The organism is Roseibium hamelinense (genome assembly GCF_007830545.1).
GTDB classification, from domain to species: Bacteria; Pseudomonadota; Alphaproteobacteria; order Rhizobiales; family Stappiaceae; genus Roseibium; species Roseibium hamelinense.
This window is the reverse complement of the sequence record NZ_VLLF01000001.1, coordinates 129,001-144,717: the sequence shown is the minus strand read 5'-3', so window position 1 is coordinate 144,717 and position 15,717 is coordinate 129,001. Positions and strand designations below refer to the sequence as shown.

Genomic DNA, 15,717 nt, shown 5'->3' with positions numbered 1-15,717 from the left:
TCAGTCTTTCAACAGCTGGCGGGCAATGATGAGCCGCATGATTTCGTTGGTGCCCTCAAGAATCTGATGGACACGCACATCGCGCAGGAAACGCTCAATCGGGTAGTCACGCAAGTACCCGTAGCCGCCATGCAGCTGCAAAGCTTCATTGACCACATGAAATCCGGCATCAGTGGCCAGCCGCTTTGCCATTGCGACCAGCTTGGTTGCATCCGGCGCCTTGCGATCGACCTGACACGCGGCCTTGTGCAAAAGCAGGCGCGCAGCTTCGAGCTCGGTCGCCATGTCAGCCAGCCTGAACTGAAGAGCCTGGAACTCGGCCAAAGGCTTGCCGAACTGCTTGCGCTCCTGCAGATACGCTATGGAACGGTCCAGGCAGAATTGCGCCGCCCCCAAGGAGCAGGCGCCGATGTTCAAGCGCCCACCATCGAGACCGGCCATGGCAATCTTGAAGCCATCACCCTCCTCTCCGATCCGGTAGTCTTTCGGGATCCGGCAATCCTGAAAATTGACTTGTGCAGTCGGCTGGCTTTTCCAGCCGAGCTTAACTTCCTGAGCGCCGAAGCTCAGACCTGGCGTGTCCTTTTCGACCAATACGCAGGAAATGCCGGACGGCCCGTCGCCGCCGGTGCGCACCATCACGACATAAACGTCAGCGGCTCCCCCGCCTGAAATGAAGGCCTTCGAGCCATTCAGGACATAGTGAGTGCCGTCGCTCTCCGCCTTTGTGCGCAGGCTGGCCGCGTCCGATCCGGATCCAGGTTCGGTCAGGCAATAACTGGCAAACTTGGTCATGGAACACAGGTCCGGCAGGAATTGCGATCGCAGCGCCTGGCTGCCGAAGGTATCGATCATCCAGGCTGCCATGTTGTGGATCGAGATGTAGGCTGCCGTGGAGGTGCATCCCTTGGACAACTCTTCGAAGATCAAGGCGGCGTCCGTGCGGGTCAAAGCCGAGCCGCCAACGTCATCCCGCACATAGATCCCGCCGAAGCCAAGGCTTGCCGCCTTTCTCAAGGTATCGACTGGAAAGGTGCTGTTTTCGTCCCAGTCCTTGGCGAACGGCTCCATTTCATCGCGCGCAAACCCTGCGGCCATGTCCTGAAACGCGCGCTGTTCTTCTCTAAGCGCAAAATCCACGTTTCGTCCTCCCACTCGGCACCGGCAGGCAATTTTGAGGATGCCTTGTCAAAAAGAAGGCTTAGTCACTTTTGACGTGAACGTCAATCAAGCGGAATTTACACAACGTTTTTCGTTAGATTGCAGATACTTGGTTGATGGTTTTCTGCGTGCTAATGTCCGCCCAACTTCACTTGCCAAGGTCTTTTTCACATGTCGTCTCACATCCGCCCCGCCTCCCTGACTCCCAAAGACATGGACGATCTGCTCGGCGGCAGGCGTATGCGGCGCAACCGCAGGACGGACTGGTCCCGGCGGCTGGTGCGCGAAAACCAATTGACCGTTGACGACCTGATCTGGCCACTCTTCGTTGTGGCTGGCACCGGTGTGCGTGAGGCCGTCCCGTCCATGCCGGGGGTCGAGCGGGTCTCGGTGGATGAGGCCGTCCGGGACGCGGAGAAGGCCGCCCGTTTGGGCATCCCGACAATTGCCGTGTTTCCAAATACCGACCCGGACTTGCGCGACCCCATCGGATCGGAAGCCTTGAACGAAAACAATCTTGTTTGCTCCGCCTGCCGCGCGATCAAGCAGGAAGGGCTGAACATAGGCCTGATGACCGATGTTGCGCTGGACCCCTACACCAGCCACGGTCATGACGGCGTTATGGAGGGCGATGCCATCCTCAATGACGAAACGGTCGTGCAGCTCGCCAATCAGGCGGTGCTGCAGGCTCATGCCGGCGCCGATATCATCGGACCGTCCGACATGATGGACGGGCGCATTGCCGCGATTCGCCAAACGCTGGATGAAAACGGCTTCCGCGATCAGCAGATCATGTCCTACTCCGCGAAATACGCTTCGGCGTTCTATGGCCCGTTCCGCGACGCAGTCGGCACCAACGCCACGCTCATTGGCGACAAACGTACCTATCAAATGGATCCAGCCAACACGGACGAAGCGATCCGGGAAGCGGAACTCGACATTCACGAAGGCGCCGACATGATCATGGTCAAGCCCGGCATGCCCTATCTCGACATCGTGCGACGGCTGAAGGACACGTTTTCGGTGCCAACCTTCGCCTATCAGGTATCGGGCGAATTCGCCATGATCGAAGCGGCGGGCGCCAATGGCTGGATCGACAAGGACCGCGCCATGCTGGAGAGCCTGATGGCCTTCAAGCGCGCTGGCGCGGATGGAATTTTGACTTATTTCGCGCCCAAGGTTGCCGAACTGTTCCAGCGCGGAGCATAACCGGTGGCACCCAACAACGCGTCAGTCTCATCCGGCACCGGGACCGTCTGTGAACACGCGGTTCGGCGCGCAGCGGAACTGCTTGAAGGCGCTGTTCTCAAAACGCCTTGCCTTCCAGCGCCGCGCCTGTCGGAACTGACCGGTGCGGATGTGTTCGTGAAATATGAAAACATGCAGGTGACCGGCTCGTTCAAGGAACGCGGCGCCCTGATCAAACTGCTGTCCCTCCCCGAGACGGAAAAAAGCCGCGGCGTGATTGCCATGTCCGCCGGAAATCACGCGCAAGGCGTTGCCCGCCATGCACAGCGGCTCGGCATACCGGCAACCATCGTCATGCCGGTTCTCACGCCCTTCGTGAAAATCGCCTCGACCCGGAGCTTTGGAGCAAACGTGATTTTGGCCGGGGACACGGTGGATGAGGCCAAGGCCGAAGCCGACCGCATCTCCGCACAGGAGGGACTGGTTTGGGTTCACCCCTTCGATGACCCGCATGTGGTCAACGGCCAGGGGACGGTCGGGCTGGAGATGCTGTCGGATGTTCCCAACCTGGAAACACTCGTCGTGCCGATTGGCGGTGGTGGCCTGATCGCCGGTGTCGCAACCGCCGCCAAGGCGGTCAATCCGGCGATTGACATCGTGGGAGTGGAAACCGTGCTGTACCCCGGCATGTGGGGACATTTTTACGGCAAGGACGTGCGCTGCGAGGGTGCGAGCATCGCGGAAGGTATAGCTGTGCGCGATTTCGGCCAGTTGACCCGCAAGATCGTCAAAGACACCGTGGATGACATCATACTGGCCAAGGAAAGCACGATCGAACGGGCCATCAATCTCTACTTGACCTACCAGCGCACCATCGCTGAAGGCGCGGGAGCCGCCGGTCTGGCAGCCCTGCTCACCGATCCGGAGCGTTTTCGCGGCCGCCGGGTCGGGCTGGTTTTGTGCGGGGGCAACATTGACCCGCGCCTCGTCTCCTCCATCGTGATCCGGGAACTTGCCCGCGACGGACGGTTGGTGTCCGTGCGCATCGACACTCCGGACCGCCCGGGTGTCCTCGGTGAAATCGCCGGAATTATCGGTGGTTTGAAGGGCAATGTCGTTGATGTTGCGCACCACCGGCTGTTTTTGAACGTTCCGGCAAAAGGCGCGACCTTGGACGTAACGTTCGAGGCGTTTGATGCCCAGCATGGCACCGAAATCGTCGATGCCCTGCGCACCAAAGGCTACACGGTGCGCCATCTGGACGTCACCGAGTCCATTGAGCAATAGTGCCCGAACATTTGCATTTTTCAGGTGTCTTCCCACATGGAAGGTGTCACCGAGCAGAGGAATCATCATGTCCGCCGACTATTCGAGCACCGAAGGCCGCCAGAACGTTTTTGATCCGGCGATTCGGCCCGATCTTTACGAAGGTGTGCGCACCCGGCGGATATTCGCGTTCTTCTTTGATGCGATTTTCATCACGATCCTGATCGCCCTCGCCGCGATCATCGTCGGCTTTATGGGCATTTTCACCCTGGGGCTGGCATGGTTTGCCTACCTGTTTCTCGGACAGGCAGTAGCGCTTTTATACGTTGCCTTCACCCTTGGCGGCCCGAACGCGGCAACGCCCGGCATGCGCGCCATGGGCCTGGAAATGCGGCTTTGGTATGGAGCACGGCCTTACCCATTGCTGGCCGTCATGCATGCCTTGATTTTCTGGTTTTCGGTAAGCCTTTTGACCCCGTTTATTTTGCTCGTCTCGCTGTTTTCGGACCGCAAGCGATTGCTGCACGATATCGTTCTTGGCACCGTGGTTGTGAATTCCGCGGCTTTGGATCGGTGAGATAAGCTGCTGAATTTGCTCGATTCAAACCGGGCATCCCTGTGAATCTTTCCCCGCCAAATTTGAATGGGCGCTTCCTTTTCCGCCGAAGCATGTTTTAGAGTGCCGCTTCCGGCAGGCAGCCGAGCTGGAAACGGGCAGGTTTATGCAGTCAATTGATATCGCGATGGCGCTGACCTTTTTGGTGCTGGCGTCCACTGTGGTTCTGTATGCAGTTGAAAAATACGCGATTGAGCTCGTTGCGCTCGGGTCGGTGGCAGCCTTCGTGGTTATTTTCACCCTTTTCCCGGTCGAAACAGGCAGCGGGCGCGTCACCACAGACGATTTCCTTATCGGTTTCGCCAACCCTGCCCTGATCACGGTGATCTGCCTGCTGATCATTGGCCAGGGCATGTTCCAAACGGACGCCCTGGAACCAACCGCGAAATACATTGTCAAATGGACGCGAGGCCGCTCCGCACTGGCAATCCTGCCTGTTCTGGTCGTTGTCGCGCTGCTGAGCGCGTTCTTGAACAACACGCCGGTCGTCGTGATGTTTCTGCCGATCCTCAGCGCTGTTGCGGCAACACTGGGCCGGTCGGCAGCACGCGTGCTCATGCCCCTCTCCTTCATGGCGATCCTCGGCGGCATGACGACCTTGATTGGCTCTTCGACCAACTTGCTGGTCGCCAATTACGCCGCACAACATTCCGATTTGAGACTAAGCTTTTTCAGTTTCACGCCGATCGGCCTTATGATCGCCGCCGTAGGCGCCGTTTACGTGCTGGGACCGATGCCGAGGTTGCTTAAAGCCCGCAAGACGATGGCGGAAGAAATTCAGGGCAGTTCCGGAAAACAATTTATCGCCCAGATCGCGATCGGCTACGGCCATCCGCTTGTCGGTGTGGAATCCGTGTCCGGCATGTTTCCCGCCCTCAAGGACATGACGGTCCGGCTTGTGCAACGCGGCGAGCAGCCCATTCTGCCCCCTTTCGAAAACCTTGTGCTGCAGCCCGGAGATACGGTGATTGTCGCGGCCACCCGAAATGCGCTTGCAAATGCGCTTGCGCGCCGGCAGCCGATCATGGACCCGGGTGCTGACGGCCAGGCGGACACAACGGAAAGCCAAGTGGCCCAGGCCGGAAGCAGCATGACACTGGCCGAGGTTGTTGTGGCCCCAGCGTCCCGTCTGATGGGAAGAACCTTGCCGCAGTCTGGTTTTTACCCTGAGACAGGCTGTGTGGTGATGGGGATCCAGCGGCGCAGCCGGATGCCCCGTATGGCCATGAATGACATCCGTCTTGAAGCAGGCGATGTGCTTTTGGTTGCAGGAAATGACGATCGGATCGGGCGCCTTCGCGGAAACCGCGATGTCCTGCTTCTGGACTGGTCGACCGCTGAGGTTCCCCGCAAGGTTTATGCCCCGCGAGCACTGGCGATTTTCGCCGCGGTGGTCGGCTTTGCGGCAACAGGCCTTGTTCCGATCGTCACCTGTGCGATCGCCGGGACCTTTGCGATGGTCGCGTTGGGGTGTTTGAATGTGCGTCAGGCGCTGCGCGCTGTGGACAGCCGTATCTTCATGCTTGTTGGCGCATCACTCGCCGGCGCCGTCGCCCTGGAAACAACCGGCGGCGCCAATCTCATTGCGAGCGGTCTTGTTGAGGGACTGGCCGGGCAATCTCCCGCTGTTCTTCTGTCCGCCCTGTTCTTTATCGTGATGGTGCTGACAAACTTTTTGTCAAATAACGCAGCGGCAGTCTTGTTCACACCCATTGCCCTCAACATGGCCAATCAGCTCGGCTTGCCACCGGAAGCCTTCATTGTGTGCCTGATCATTGCAGCAAACTGTTCTTTTGCAACGCCCATCGGCTATCAGACCAACCTGATTGTGATGGGCCCCGGCCACTACAGGTTTTCCGATTTCCTACGTGCCGGCGTACCGCTTGCGCTGATTTTATGGTTGACGTTCTCCCTGGTCGCGCCATGGTATTATGGTCTCTAGGCAGACATTCGAGATCCACGGACAAACGGTTTGACGCGGCACCCAACTGAGCACCCGCAATTTTATCTGACCGCACCCGCCCCTTGCCCCTATCTGGACGGGCGCCAGGAGCGCAAAGTGTTTACCCACCTGATCGGCCACCATGCCGCAGCGCTGAATGATGTCCTGACCCAGGGGGGGTTCCGGCGCAGCCAAAACATCGCGTATCGCCCGGCCTGCGAAAACTGCCGGGCCTGCGTATCCATCCGTGTACGCGTCGCGGACTTCAAATGGACGAAATCGTTCAAGCGCACCTGGAAACAGTTCAAGGATGTTGTGGGCGCGCGTCTGCCGGCCAGCCCATCGGCCGAACAATACGACCTGTTTCGTGACTATCTTCAATCGCGCCATGAAAACGGCGGCATGACCGAAATGAGCATTCTTGACTATGCCATGATGGTCGAGGACACGCATGTCGACACGATGGTGCTTGAATACCGCCGCCGCGGCCCGGACACCTTCATGACCGGAACCGGCGAAGGGCCCCTTTTGGGCGTGGCCCTCAGCGATCAGCTCGCCGACGGGCTTTCGATGGTCTATTCGTTCTACGAACCGGGCCCGGAAGGCGATGGCCTTGGAACCTATATGATTCTCGAACACATCGAACGCGCACGGCGCATGCGGCTTCCCTATGTCTATCTCGGATACTGGGTCGATGGCTCGCCAAAAATGGCTTACAAGGCCCGCTTCCAGCCCCAGGAACACCTTAGCGGCGACGGTTGGATCGAGGCTGAATAAGCCCTAGAGCTTCTGAGAATCCAGATAACGCCGGATGTCTGCAAACACGGATTTGAACATCTCGGGCGTCAAGCGCCCTGTATTCGTGTTGTATCTCGAGCAGTGATAGCTGTCGAACAGCTGCAGGTTCCGGACCCCAAGATCAAAAGAGGCTCCATGCGCAAACGGATAGCTTGCCCGGCGCAGGGACAGAGTGCTCAAGAAAGTGTCATGGGCGATCCGCCCAAGCGCGAGTACGGTTCGCACGCTGGCGTTCTGCTCCAGGGTCGACAGCAAAAAAGGCCGGCAGGTCCTGATTTCGGGACCTGTAGGTTTGTTTTCAGGCGGTAGGCAACGAACCGCGTTGGTAATCATTGCGCCATGCAATGTAAGCCCGTCTCCGGGGTCTGCATTGTACTGCCCCGACGCAAAACCGAATTCCAACATGGTTTCGTACAGCAAGTCTCCGGCATAATCGCCGGTGAACGGCCGCCCTGTCCGGTTTGCCCCTTTCAGCCCGGGCGCAAGCCCGACGATCAGCAATTCCGGCGGATCGGCGGATGCAAAGCTGGGAACCGGCGCATTAAACCAATCCGGATACGCGGTGTTCAAATCGTTCCGCAAGGACACCAATCTGGGGCACAGGTTGCAATTGAGCGGCGGGTCGGCCGGCACAGTTCCGGCAACAGACGTCATGACCACAGACCTGATCAGTAGTCATCATCCTCATCGTCCATGTCGTCGGACACAGCCGGACGCATGGGACGTTCCGCGGGATCCCGGCCGATCTTGTTGGCCAGTGTCGCCAAATCAATGAAATGGTCTGCCTGACGGCGCAGGTCGTCGGCGATCATTGGCGGTTGCGTTTTCAGGGTCGACACGACACTCACCTTGCGGCCCTTGCGCTGAAGGGCTTCGACGAGCGAACGGAAGTCGCCATCACCGGAAAACAAAACCACGTGATCAACATGATCAACAAGCTCCATGGCATCCACTGCCAGCTCGATATCCATATTGCCCTTCACCTTCCGGCGTCCGGCGGAATCGATAAATTCTTTCACGGGCTTGGTGATTACCTTGTAGCCGTTGTAGTCGAGCCAGTCGATCAATGGCCGAATAGAGGAATATTCCTGGTCTTCGATGAGTGCTGTGTAGTAGTAGGCGCGCAAAAGATAGGCTTGCCCTTGGAACTCCTTCAAAAGCCGTTTGTAATCGATATCAAAACCGATTGCTTTTGCTGTTGAATAGAGATTGGCGCCGTCAATAAACAAAGCTACTTTTTCACGTGCATCAAACATCTTCTTTGAAACCTTTCACGTTGAGCCGATTCCTCCCCGGACGTTAAGCGGCACGCCATACGTCGGCGCTCACATCACAAATATTTTGTGATGCGATCATATAGTGCCGTTTGGGAAATCAGCGACCCGTAATGTCAATCTTTTATCATACCCAACCCGGGTTGGCCTTATTTTGTGGCCTTTGCCGGACCGTTTGGGTACACCAAAGCACCCTGTTTCTGCAATGTATAAAGCCATTGCCGAAACACCGGAATACAGTGCAGAACCGCTTTTCTGTAGATAAGCCATTTGCGGCTCGGGGGTTGCTTTCATCTGGTCCCACTATTATACGCTGATCAATCAAGGTTCCCTAACTTATGGAGACGTCGTATGGCGCGCGTGACCGTCGAGGACTGCATCGACAAGGTCGAAAACCGGTTTGAGCTGGTTTTGCTGGCCGCTCATCGCGCTCGCATGATCTCAAGTGGCTCCCCGCTCACTGTTGAGCGGGACAACGACAAGAACCCCGTTGTTGCCCTTCGAGAAATTGCCGAGCAGACCGTGAGCCCGGAAGACATGAAGGAAGATCTGATTCACTCTCTGCAGAAATATGTGGAAGTGGACGAACCTGAAGCTGATGCCGTTCCGCTGGTGCCTTCGTCTCAGCCGCAGCAGCAAACGACCCAGGTCAATCAGGTTGACGACAGCGCGGTCGAATTCGACCGTATGTCCGAAGAAGACCTGCTTCGCGGCCTTGAAGGCCTTGTACCGCCGGAGCGGACTGACGACATCTAAGCTGAGACTCCAGCCGGGGACGAAGGCGTCCCCTTGTTGTTTTAAGTTGAACCGGGCGCACCAACGACTGCGCCCTTTGGTTCCGGCTTGAGGTATGGTCGGTTCCAGCCATGATGCGCCAATACGAACTCGTCGAACGGGTCAACCGCTACAATCCTAACGCTGACGAAGCCTTGCTGAACAAGGCCTACGTCTACGCGATGCAAAAGCACGGCCATCAGCGCCGCGCTTCGGGCGACCCGTATTTTTCGCATCCGCTGGAAGTGGCCGCCATTCTGACCGATCTGCGGCTGGATGACGCCACCATCGCCGTTGCCCTTCTTCACGACACGATTGAAGACACGGACGCCACGCGCGCCGAAATCGACAAGCTTTTCGGTGAGGAAATCGGCAAGCTTGTAGACGGATTGACCAAAATCAGCCGGCTGGATCTGGTCTCGCGCAAAGCCAAACAAGCGGAAAACTTCCGCAAGCTTTTGCTGGCCATCGCCGATGATGTGCGGGTCCTCCTCGTCAAGCTCGCCGACCGGCTGCACAATATGCGTACGCTGGAGCATATGCCTGAGCACAAGCGCGGCCGGATAGCGGAAGAAACCATGGAAATCTATGCCCCGCTCGCCGGGCGCATGGGCATGCATGATTTGCGCGAAGAGCTTGAGGATATCTCGTTCAAGACACTCAACCCAGACGCCTATGAAACCATCGCGGAGCGGCTGCACGGGCTGCGCGAACGCAATGCAGGCCTGATCACCGATATCGAAAACACATTGACCGAACGGCTCGCTGAACGCGGTATGGCAGCGGTGGTGCGTGGGCGGGAAAAGCGCCCCTACTCGATATTCCGGAAGATGCAGCAAAAATCACTCGGGTTCGAGCAGCTGTCTGATATCTACGGCTTCCGTGTCACGGTCGGCACCGTTGAGGCCTGTTACCGCGTGCTGGGCGTCATCCACACGACATGGCCAACCGTGCCGGGCCGGTTCAAGGACTACATCTCCACCCCCAAACAGAATGATTACCGGTCGATCCACACCACGATTGTGGGCCCGTCCCGGCAGCGCGTGGAGCTGCAGATCCGCACAATCTCGATGGACCGGGTAGCGGAATACGGCATCGCGGCCCATGCGCTCTACAAGGACGGCGAAACCGGTGGCCGGGACATTTCCCAGCACACGGAAGATTGCCGCGCCTATGACTGGCTGCGGCGGACCATCGATCTGTTATCGGAGGGCGACACGCCCGAAGAATTCCTGGAGAACACCAAACTGGAACTTTTCCACGATCAGGTGTTCTGCTTCAGCCCCAAAGGACGGCTGATCGCCCTGCCGCGCGGTGCCACACCGATTGATTTTGCCTACGCGGTTCACACCGACATCGGCAACACATGCGTCGGCAGCAAGATCAACGGCAAGATCATGCCGCTGGTCACGGAACTGAGAAACGGCGATGAGGTGGAAATCATCCGTTCGCCGGCTCAGACCCCTCCTCCCGCGTGGGAGGCAATCGCCGTCACCGGGAAGGCCCGCGCAGCCATCCGCCGCGCAACGCGTGAATCCGTCCGCAAGCAGTACGGTGCGCTTGGCGAGCATATTTTGAAGCGTGCCTTCGCGCGCGCGGACAAGACCTATTCCGAAGACCTGCTCGAGGCGGCGCTCAATGATCATGCGCAGGCGTCGGTGGCAGAACTCTTGGCATCGGTCGGGCGCGGCAATATCAGTGCGCAGTCGGTTCTGAAATCCGCGCATCCCGACTACCAGGATGAGCGCGCTGCTCCTGCACAAACGACCAATGAAGAAGGCTGGTTTGGACTGGAAAAAGGCGCAGGCCTCAAGTTCCGAATTCCCAATGCCGCACAGGCCGCTGCGACATCTGCCGATCCAAATGAGCCGGGCGAGACCGGTTTCGGACCGGCGCTTCCTATTCGCGGGCTGACAGGCGACATACCCGTATCCTTTGCCCCTGACGGGGGTGCCGTTCCGGGGGACCGGATCGTCGGCATTCTGACGCCGTCGGAAGGCTTGACGATTTATCCGATCCAATCACCGGCCCTGAAGGAATTCGATGATCAAACCGAAAGATGGGTTGACGTCAGATGGGATATTGATGTCAACAATCCCGAGCGTTTTCCCGCGCGGCTGTCGATTTCTGCCGTAAACGAGCCTGGATCCCTTGCTACAATTGCTCAGATCATCGGCGAAAACAGCGGCAATATCGACAACGTGAAAATGGTAAGGAAAGCGCCAGACTTCCATGAGATGGTCATTGACCTTGAAGTATGGGATTTGAAACACCTCAACCGGATCATCAATCAACTCCGGTCGAAGCCGAACGTGTCGAGCGTCACACGCGTCAATGGCTGACACCGTTTACAAGGATACTTGCATATGACACGCGACGAAGTGCTGGACCTGTTTCGGGAGGCAGGCGCAATACTTGAAGGGCACTTCATTCTGTCATCTGGCCTCAGGAGCCCTGTGTTCCTGCAAAAGGCGCGCGTCTTCATGCATCCCGACAAGACAGAAACACTGTGCAAGGCACTGGCCGACAAGATCCGGGCAGCCGGTCTTGGCGAAATCGACTACGTCATCTCTCCGGCCCTTGGCGGGCTGATTCCGGGCTACGAGACCGCGCGCCACCTGAACGTTCCGGCCATGTGGGTCGAGCGCGAAGACGGAGAGTTCCGGCTGCGCAGATTTGATTTGCCGAAAGGGGCCCGGGTTGTTGTGGTCGAAGACATCGTCACCACAGGCCTGTCGAGCCGCGAGACCGTTGACGCGCTGAAGTCCCTTGGCGCCGAGGTTCTGGCCGTTTCCTGCCTGATCGACCGGTCCGCTGGAGAGGCCGACACCGGTGTGCCGCTGATCGCTCTGACCGACTACAAGGTACCATCCTACCCGGCCGACAGTCTTCCACCGGAATTGGCTGCAATTCCAGCTGCAAAACCCGGCAGCCGCGGGCTTTCCTAGCTTTAACCGGCCTCTTTCAAGGACCATCAGCACGCCATGCTGTTTCGCCGCCGAGACAAACCAACACGACTTGAACGGATCCGCGTTGCGGTTTGGCCGCGGCACAGCTGGGTCCGTTCAACGCGGTATTTTAGCAAACGTGTGCTGCGCCTGTCCGCGACACCCCATGCCATTGCATTGGGCTTTGCCTCCGGTGCCTTTGCCTCGTTTACCCCCCTGATCGGTTTTCACTTTCTGATTTCGTTCGCGCTTGCCTATCTTCTGCGCGGCAACATGATTGCGGCGGCACTAGGAACATCCGTCGGAAACCCGCTGACATTTCCGTTTATTTGGGCATCGACATTCAAGATCGGGCAGATGATCCTGAGCGGAAAGACCTCAGATGCGAACGCCCAAGAGGTTCACGCGCAGTTCCAGGAGCGACTTCTGCAAAACTCGCTCGATACATTGCTGCCGATGCTCAAGCCGATGGTGGTTGGCGCGATCCCGCTCGGTTTGATCGTTGGAACGGTTTCCTATGTGGCGGTCTACAAATCGGTGGAGGTGTATCAGAGGCGCCGGAAGCAGACCATTGCCGCCAAACGCGGGCCGTTGCTGTTCAGAACTGCAAAAACCAAAGACCAAGACGGCGATTGACACCATCGCCTCACAAGCTACACCGGACTTGACGGCAGCCCTACAAGACGGACCCCCCCAATGATCCTTGGAATCGGCAGCGACCTGTGCGACATCCGGCGCATCGAAAAAACGCTCGCCCGCTTCGGTGACCGTTTTACCAACCGGGTTTTCACGGAAATCGAGCGGCAAAAATCGGATCGCCGGGCCGAGCGGGCAGCATCCTATGCGAAACGGTTTGCGGCCAAGGAAGCCTGTTCAAAAGCGCTTGGAACCGGGCTGCGTATGGGCGTGGCTTGGCGTGAAATGGGCGTAGTCAATCTGCCAAGCGGAAAACCGACTGTCGCTCTGACGGGCGGTGCCGCAGACCGCCTCATCTCCATGACGCCAAATGGCTTTACGGCTCGCCTCGATCTCACAATTACCGACGACTATCCCCTGGCACAGGCATTCGTCGTTATCACCGCGTGGCCTTCCGATTGGCCCGAGCCACCGCAAGTTGATTGAGCAACTGTGTTGAATGCGCTGGCGCACGTTGCCAGTGCGGAAACGAGGGGATAAAGAGGGGGCGCAGCGGGGGCTGCAGCGCGGCGGGAATCAGGGGAAGGCACAGCCCGGTTCCGAACCGTCTGCCGAAAACATGTTGAAGGACAATATGAGCGTGAGTGACAGCAAGAAGTCCAAGGACGGCGGCGTCCTTGAAACCGTGAAGATCATCGTCCAAGCCCTGCTGCTTGCGTTGGTTGTCCGCACCTTCCTGTTCCAGCCGTTCAACATTCCGTCAGGCTCGATGAAGGACACGCTGCTGATTGGCGACTATTTGTTCGTGTCGAAATACAGCTACGGATATTCGCGCTACTCGTTCCCGTTCGGTCTCGCACCGTTTTCCGGCCGTATTTGGTCGGCGGAGCCCGAACGCGGGGACATTGCGGTTTTCAAGCTGCCACGGGACAATTCCACCGACTACATCAAACGGGTCATCGGCCTGCCCGGCGACAAGATCCAGGTGCGCGAAGGCGTCGTCTACATCAATGACGAGCCGGTCAAACGCGAACAAATCGACGATTATATCGAGCCGACGCCATTTGGTGGAGTGCACCGGGTCCCGCGGTACCGTGAAACCCTGCCCAACGGCGTGAGCTACGACACGCTCGACATCAATCCGAACAGCACCTGGGATAACACCCGCGTTTATGAAGTGCCGGAAGGCCACTATTTCATGATGGGCGACAACAGGGACAATTCCATTGACAGCCGCGTCCTTTCCTCGGTTGGCTATGTTCCGTTCGACAACTTCATCGGCCGGGCCGAAATCCTGTTCTTCTCGGTCAAGGATGGCGATCCGGCCTGGCAGATTTGGAAGTGGCCCTGGAGCGTCCGCTGGGACCGGCTCGGCAAGACCCTTTAGACCTTTAAGGATCACGGCATGACCCGTGAAAGAAACGGAAAGGCCTTCCGGACTCTGCTCGCCAACGTCGGGCATGAGTTCAAGGATCCCAATCTGCTGCATCGCGCACTCACCCACGCGAGTGCTCTTGCGCCTTCTGAATCCGTACAGGGCAGCTATCAACGGCTCGAGTTTTTGGGCGACCGGGTGCTTGGTCTGGTGGTCGCAAGCATGCTGCACGCCCAGTTTCCCAAGGCCGATGAGGGCGAGCTTGCCCGCCGCTTCAATCAGATGGTCCGCCGCGAAACCTGCGCTGAAATTGCCGAGGAAATCCAGATCGGTGACGCCATGCAAATTGGCCAGGCAGAAGCCCAGACCGGGGGCCGGAAAAAAGTCGCGCTTTTGGCTGACATGTGCGAAGCGGTGATTGCAGCCATTTATCTGGATGGCGGCTTTGAAGCGGCAAAGGCATTTGTAGAGCGCCTTTGGAGCCCGCGTATGCTATCGTTCAGCGGTCCTCTGCGCGATGCCAAGACAACGCTTCAAGAGTGGGCGCAATCCCGTGGTTTGCCGACCCCGCATTACGATGTGTTGTCGCGGGATGGCCCGGATCATGCTCCGCGTTTCGTCGTTGGCGTCACCGTAAAGGGGATGAAACAAGGGCAAGGACGCGGCGGCTCGAAACGCATGGCGGAGCAGGACGCGGCCGAAGCAGTTTTGCGCCGGGAAGGCGTTTGGAAAGAATAGAAAGACCTGATTTGTCCTCACAAGACGACAATTTCGACGACAACGCCGAAGAACTGCGGCCGGCCCGGTTCGACATCCCCCTGCCCGATCCATTGGACGCGCCCCCTGCGGATGGCCGCGCCGGTTTTGTGGCCCTTATAGGGGCTCCGAATGCCGGCAAGTCCACCTTGATCAATCAGCTGGTCGGCACGAAGGTGTCGATCGTGACCCACAAGGTTCAGACCACCCGTGCGATCATCCGCGGCATTTCCATGCACGGCAAGTCGCAGATCGTATTCGTCGATACACCGGGTATTTTCAAGCCGAAACGACGTCTTGACCGGGCCATGGTCGACACGGCCTGGGGCGGCGCACGCGATGCGGATCTGATCGCCCTTTTGATCGACGCCCGCAAAGGCATTGACGAAGAAGTCGAGGCGATCGCCGAACGGCTGTCAAAGCTCACGACGCCCCGCGTTTTGATTCTCAACAAAATTGACCTGGTCAAACGTGAGAAGCTTCTCGACTTGGCGCAAAAGGCCAATGCGCTTTTGGCGTTCGACGAAACATTCATGCTATCGGCGCTCAACGGCGACGGGGCCGAGAACACACTCGACTATTTCGCCAGATCCGTGCCGGAAGGTCCGTGGTTGTTTCCCGAAGATCAGCCGTCCGACTTGCCGCTTCGGGTGCTGGCCGCGGAAATCACGCGTGAAAAACTGTTCGAACGCCTGCACCAGGAACTCCCGTATATCTCGACGGTCGAGACCGAACGCTGGGAAAGCCGCAAGGACGGCTCTGCGCGGATCGAGCAGACCATCTATGTGGAGCGGGACAGCCAGAAAAGCATCGTCCTGGGCAAGCGCGGCCAGACAATCAAAGCGATCTCGCAGGCCGCCCGCGAAGAGCTTTCGGACATCATCGAAGCCCCGGTGCACCTCTTCCTGTTCGTCAAAGTCAGGGAAAACTGGGCCGACGACCCGGAACGCTACCGCGAAATGGGCCTTGAGTTCCCAAGCTAA

16 protein-coding genes are annotated in these 15,717 nt (G+C 58.3%); 13 read left to right on the top strand and 3 right to left on the bottom strand.

The window, feature by feature from the left end; translation table 11 throughout:
- Positions 1 to 1,140 (bottom strand): isobutyryl-CoA dehydrogenase, encoded by a 1,140-nt coding sequence (locus JM93_RS00680; RefSeq protein ID WP_145340136.1) that lies wholly within the window; start codon positions 1,138 to 1,140, stop codon positions 1 to 3.
- Positions 1,141 to 1,374: 234 nt separating this feature from the next.
- Here JM93_RS00680 and hemB point away from each other — a divergent pair, with 234 nt between their 5' ends.
- From hemB to JM93_RS00655, 5 genes are all read left to right on the top strand, one after another.
- Positions 1,375 to 2,370, top strand: coding sequence for a porphobilinogen synthase (hemB, locus tag JM93_RS00675; protein ID WP_244300750.1), 996 nt, complete (start codon positions 1,375 to 1,377; stop codon positions 2,368 to 2,370).
- Between the two features lie 3 nt (positions 2,371 to 2,373).
- Positions 2,374 to 3,636 carry a threonine ammonia-lyase gene (locus JM93_RS00670; protein WP_145340134.1) on the top strand — a complete coding sequence of 421 codons (1,263 nt, stop codon included), beginning with the start codon at positions 2,374 to 2,376 and terminating at the stop codon, positions 3,634 to 3,636.
- A gap of 67 nt (positions 3,637 to 3,703) precedes the next feature.
- Positions 3,704 to 4,192 (top strand): RDD family protein, encoded by a 489-nt coding sequence (locus JM93_RS00665; protein ID WP_145340133.1) that lies wholly within the window; start codon positions 3,704 to 3,706, stop codon positions 4,190 to 4,192.
- A 145-nt stretch (positions 4,193 to 4,337) separates the two neighbouring features.
- Entirely contained in the window at positions 4,338 to 6,173 is a 1,836-nt protein-coding gene (locus JM93_RS00660; RefSeq protein WP_145340132.1) for an SLC13 family permease, read from the top strand.
- Between the two features lie 30 nt (positions 6,174 to 6,203).
- Positions 6,204 to 6,950 (top strand): arginyltransferase, encoded by a 747-nt coding sequence (locus JM93_RS00655; RefSeq protein ID WP_145340131.1) that lies wholly within the window; start codon positions 6,204 to 6,206, stop codon positions 6,948 to 6,950.
- Between the two features lie 3 nt (positions 6,951 to 6,953).
- Here JM93_RS00655 and JM93_RS00650 read toward each other — a convergent pair whose 3' ends face one another.
- On the bottom strand, positions 6,954 to 7,625 hold the full coding sequence (locus JM93_RS00650) for a uracil-DNA glycosylase (protein WP_145340130.1): 672 nt from the start codon (positions 7,623 to 7,625) through the stop codon (positions 6,954 to 6,956).
- Between the two features lie 14 nt (positions 7,626 to 7,639).
- Positions 7,640 to 8,227, bottom strand: coding sequence for a LabA-like NYN domain-containing protein (locus JM93_RS00645; RefSeq protein ID WP_145340129.1), 588 nt, complete (start codon positions 8,225 to 8,227; stop codon positions 7,640 to 7,642).
- A gap of 369 nt (positions 8,228 to 8,596) precedes the next feature.
- Between JM93_RS00645 and rpoZ the strand changes: the two genes are divergently transcribed.
- The 8 genes from rpoZ to era all read left to right on the top strand — a co-directional run bounded on the left by rpoZ (position 8,597) and on the right by era (position 15,717).
- The gene (gene rpoZ, locus JM93_RS00640; RefSeq protein ID WP_145340128.1) at positions 8,597 to 9,001 is read left to right on the top strand and encodes a DNA-directed RNA polymerase subunit omega; all 405 of its coding nucleotides are present in this window, start codon (positions 8,597 to 8,599) and stop codon (positions 8,999 to 9,001) included.
- A gap of 110 nt (positions 9,002 to 9,111) precedes the next feature.
- Positions 9,112 to 11,361: a RelA/SpoT family protein gene (locus JM93_RS00635; RefSeq protein ID WP_145340127.1), complete on the top strand. Its 2,250-nt coding sequence runs from the start codon at positions 9,112 to 9,114 to the stop codon at positions 11,359 to 11,361.
- Between the two features lie 24 nt (positions 11,362 to 11,385).
- The gene (gene pyrE / locus JM93_RS00630; RefSeq protein WP_145340126.1) at positions 11,386 to 11,967 is read left to right on the top strand and encodes an orotate phosphoribosyltransferase; all 582 of its coding nucleotides are present in this window, start codon (positions 11,386 to 11,388) and stop codon (positions 11,965 to 11,967) included.
- 36 nt (positions 11,968 to 12,003) lie between these two features.
- Positions 12,004 to 12,603, top strand: a complete 600-nt coding sequence (locus JM93_RS00625; RefSeq protein ID WP_145340125.1) for a DUF2062 domain-containing protein — start codon at positions 12,004 to 12,006, stop codon at positions 12,601 to 12,603.
- A gap of 60 nt (positions 12,604 to 12,663) precedes the next feature.
- Complete coding sequence (acpS, locus tag JM93_RS00620) at positions 12,664 to 13,089, top strand: holo-ACP synthase (RefSeq protein WP_145340124.1); 426 nt, start codon at positions 12,664 to 12,666, stop codon at positions 13,087 to 13,089.
- Positions 13,090 to 13,237: 148 nt separating this feature from the next.
- Positions 13,238 to 13,990, top strand: a complete 753-nt coding sequence (lepB, locus tag JM93_RS00615; protein WP_145340123.1) for a signal peptidase I — start codon at positions 13,238 to 13,240, stop codon at positions 13,988 to 13,990.
- An 18-nt stretch (positions 13,991 to 14,008) separates the two neighbouring features.
- Entirely contained in the window at positions 14,009 to 14,716 is a 708-nt protein-coding gene (rnc, locus tag JM93_RS00610; protein WP_145340122.1) for a ribonuclease III, read from the top strand.
- A 74-nt stretch (positions 14,717 to 14,790) separates the two neighbouring features.
- Positions 14,791 to 15,717, top strand: coding sequence for a GTPase Era (gene era / locus JM93_RS00605; RefSeq protein WP_208994933.1), 927 nt, complete (start codon positions 14,791 to 14,793; stop codon positions 15,715 to 15,717).

What these genes read in the sequence shown, in the direction of transcription:
- hemB (WP_244300750.1), top strand. Translation starts at nt 1,375, where the DNA reads ATGGACGATCTGCTCGGCGGCAGGCGTATGCGGCGCAACCGCAGGACG.
- JM93_RS00665 (WP_145340133.1), top strand. Translation starts at nt 3,704, where the DNA reads ATGTCCGCCGACTATTCGAGCACCGAAGGCCGCCAGAACGTTTTTGAT.
- JM93_RS00660 (WP_145340132.1), top strand. Translation starts at nt 4,338, where the DNA reads ATGCAGTCAATTGATATCGCGATGGCGCTGACCTTTTTGGTGCTGGCG.
- JM93_RS00650 (WP_145340130.1), bottom strand. Translation starts at nt 7,625, where the DNA reads ATGACGTCTGTTGCCGGAACTGTGCCGGCCGACCCGCCGCTCAATTGC.
- JM93_RS00645 (WP_145340129.1), bottom strand. Translation starts at nt 8,227, where the DNA reads ATGTTTGATGCACGTGAAAAAGTAGCTTTGTTTATTGACGGCGCCAAT.
- rpoZ (WP_145340128.1), top strand. Translation starts at nt 8,597, where the DNA reads ATGGCGCGCGTGACCGTCGAGGACTGCATCGACAAGGTCGAAAACCGG.
- JM93_RS00635 (WP_145340127.1), top strand. Translation starts at nt 9,112, where the DNA reads ATGATGCGCCAATACGAACTCGTCGAACGGGTCAACCGCTACAATCCT.
- pyrE (WP_145340126.1), top strand. Translation starts at nt 11,386, where the DNA reads ATGACACGCGACGAAGTGCTGGACCTGTTTCGGGAGGCAGGCGCAATA.
- JM93_RS00625 (WP_145340125.1), top strand. Translation starts at nt 12,004, where the DNA reads ATGCTGTTTCGCCGCCGAGACAAACCAACACGACTTGAACGGATCCGC.
- acpS (WP_145340124.1), top strand. Translation starts at nt 12,664, where the DNA reads ATGATCCTTGGAATCGGCAGCGACCTGTGCGACATCCGGCGCATCGAA.
- lepB (WP_145340123.1), top strand. Translation starts at nt 13,238, where the DNA reads ATGAGCGTGAGTGACAGCAAGAAGTCCAAGGACGGCGGCGTCCTTGAA.
- rnc (WP_145340122.1), top strand. Translation starts at nt 14,009, where the DNA reads ATGACCCGTGAAAGAAACGGAAAGGCCTTCCGGACTCTGCTCGCCAAC.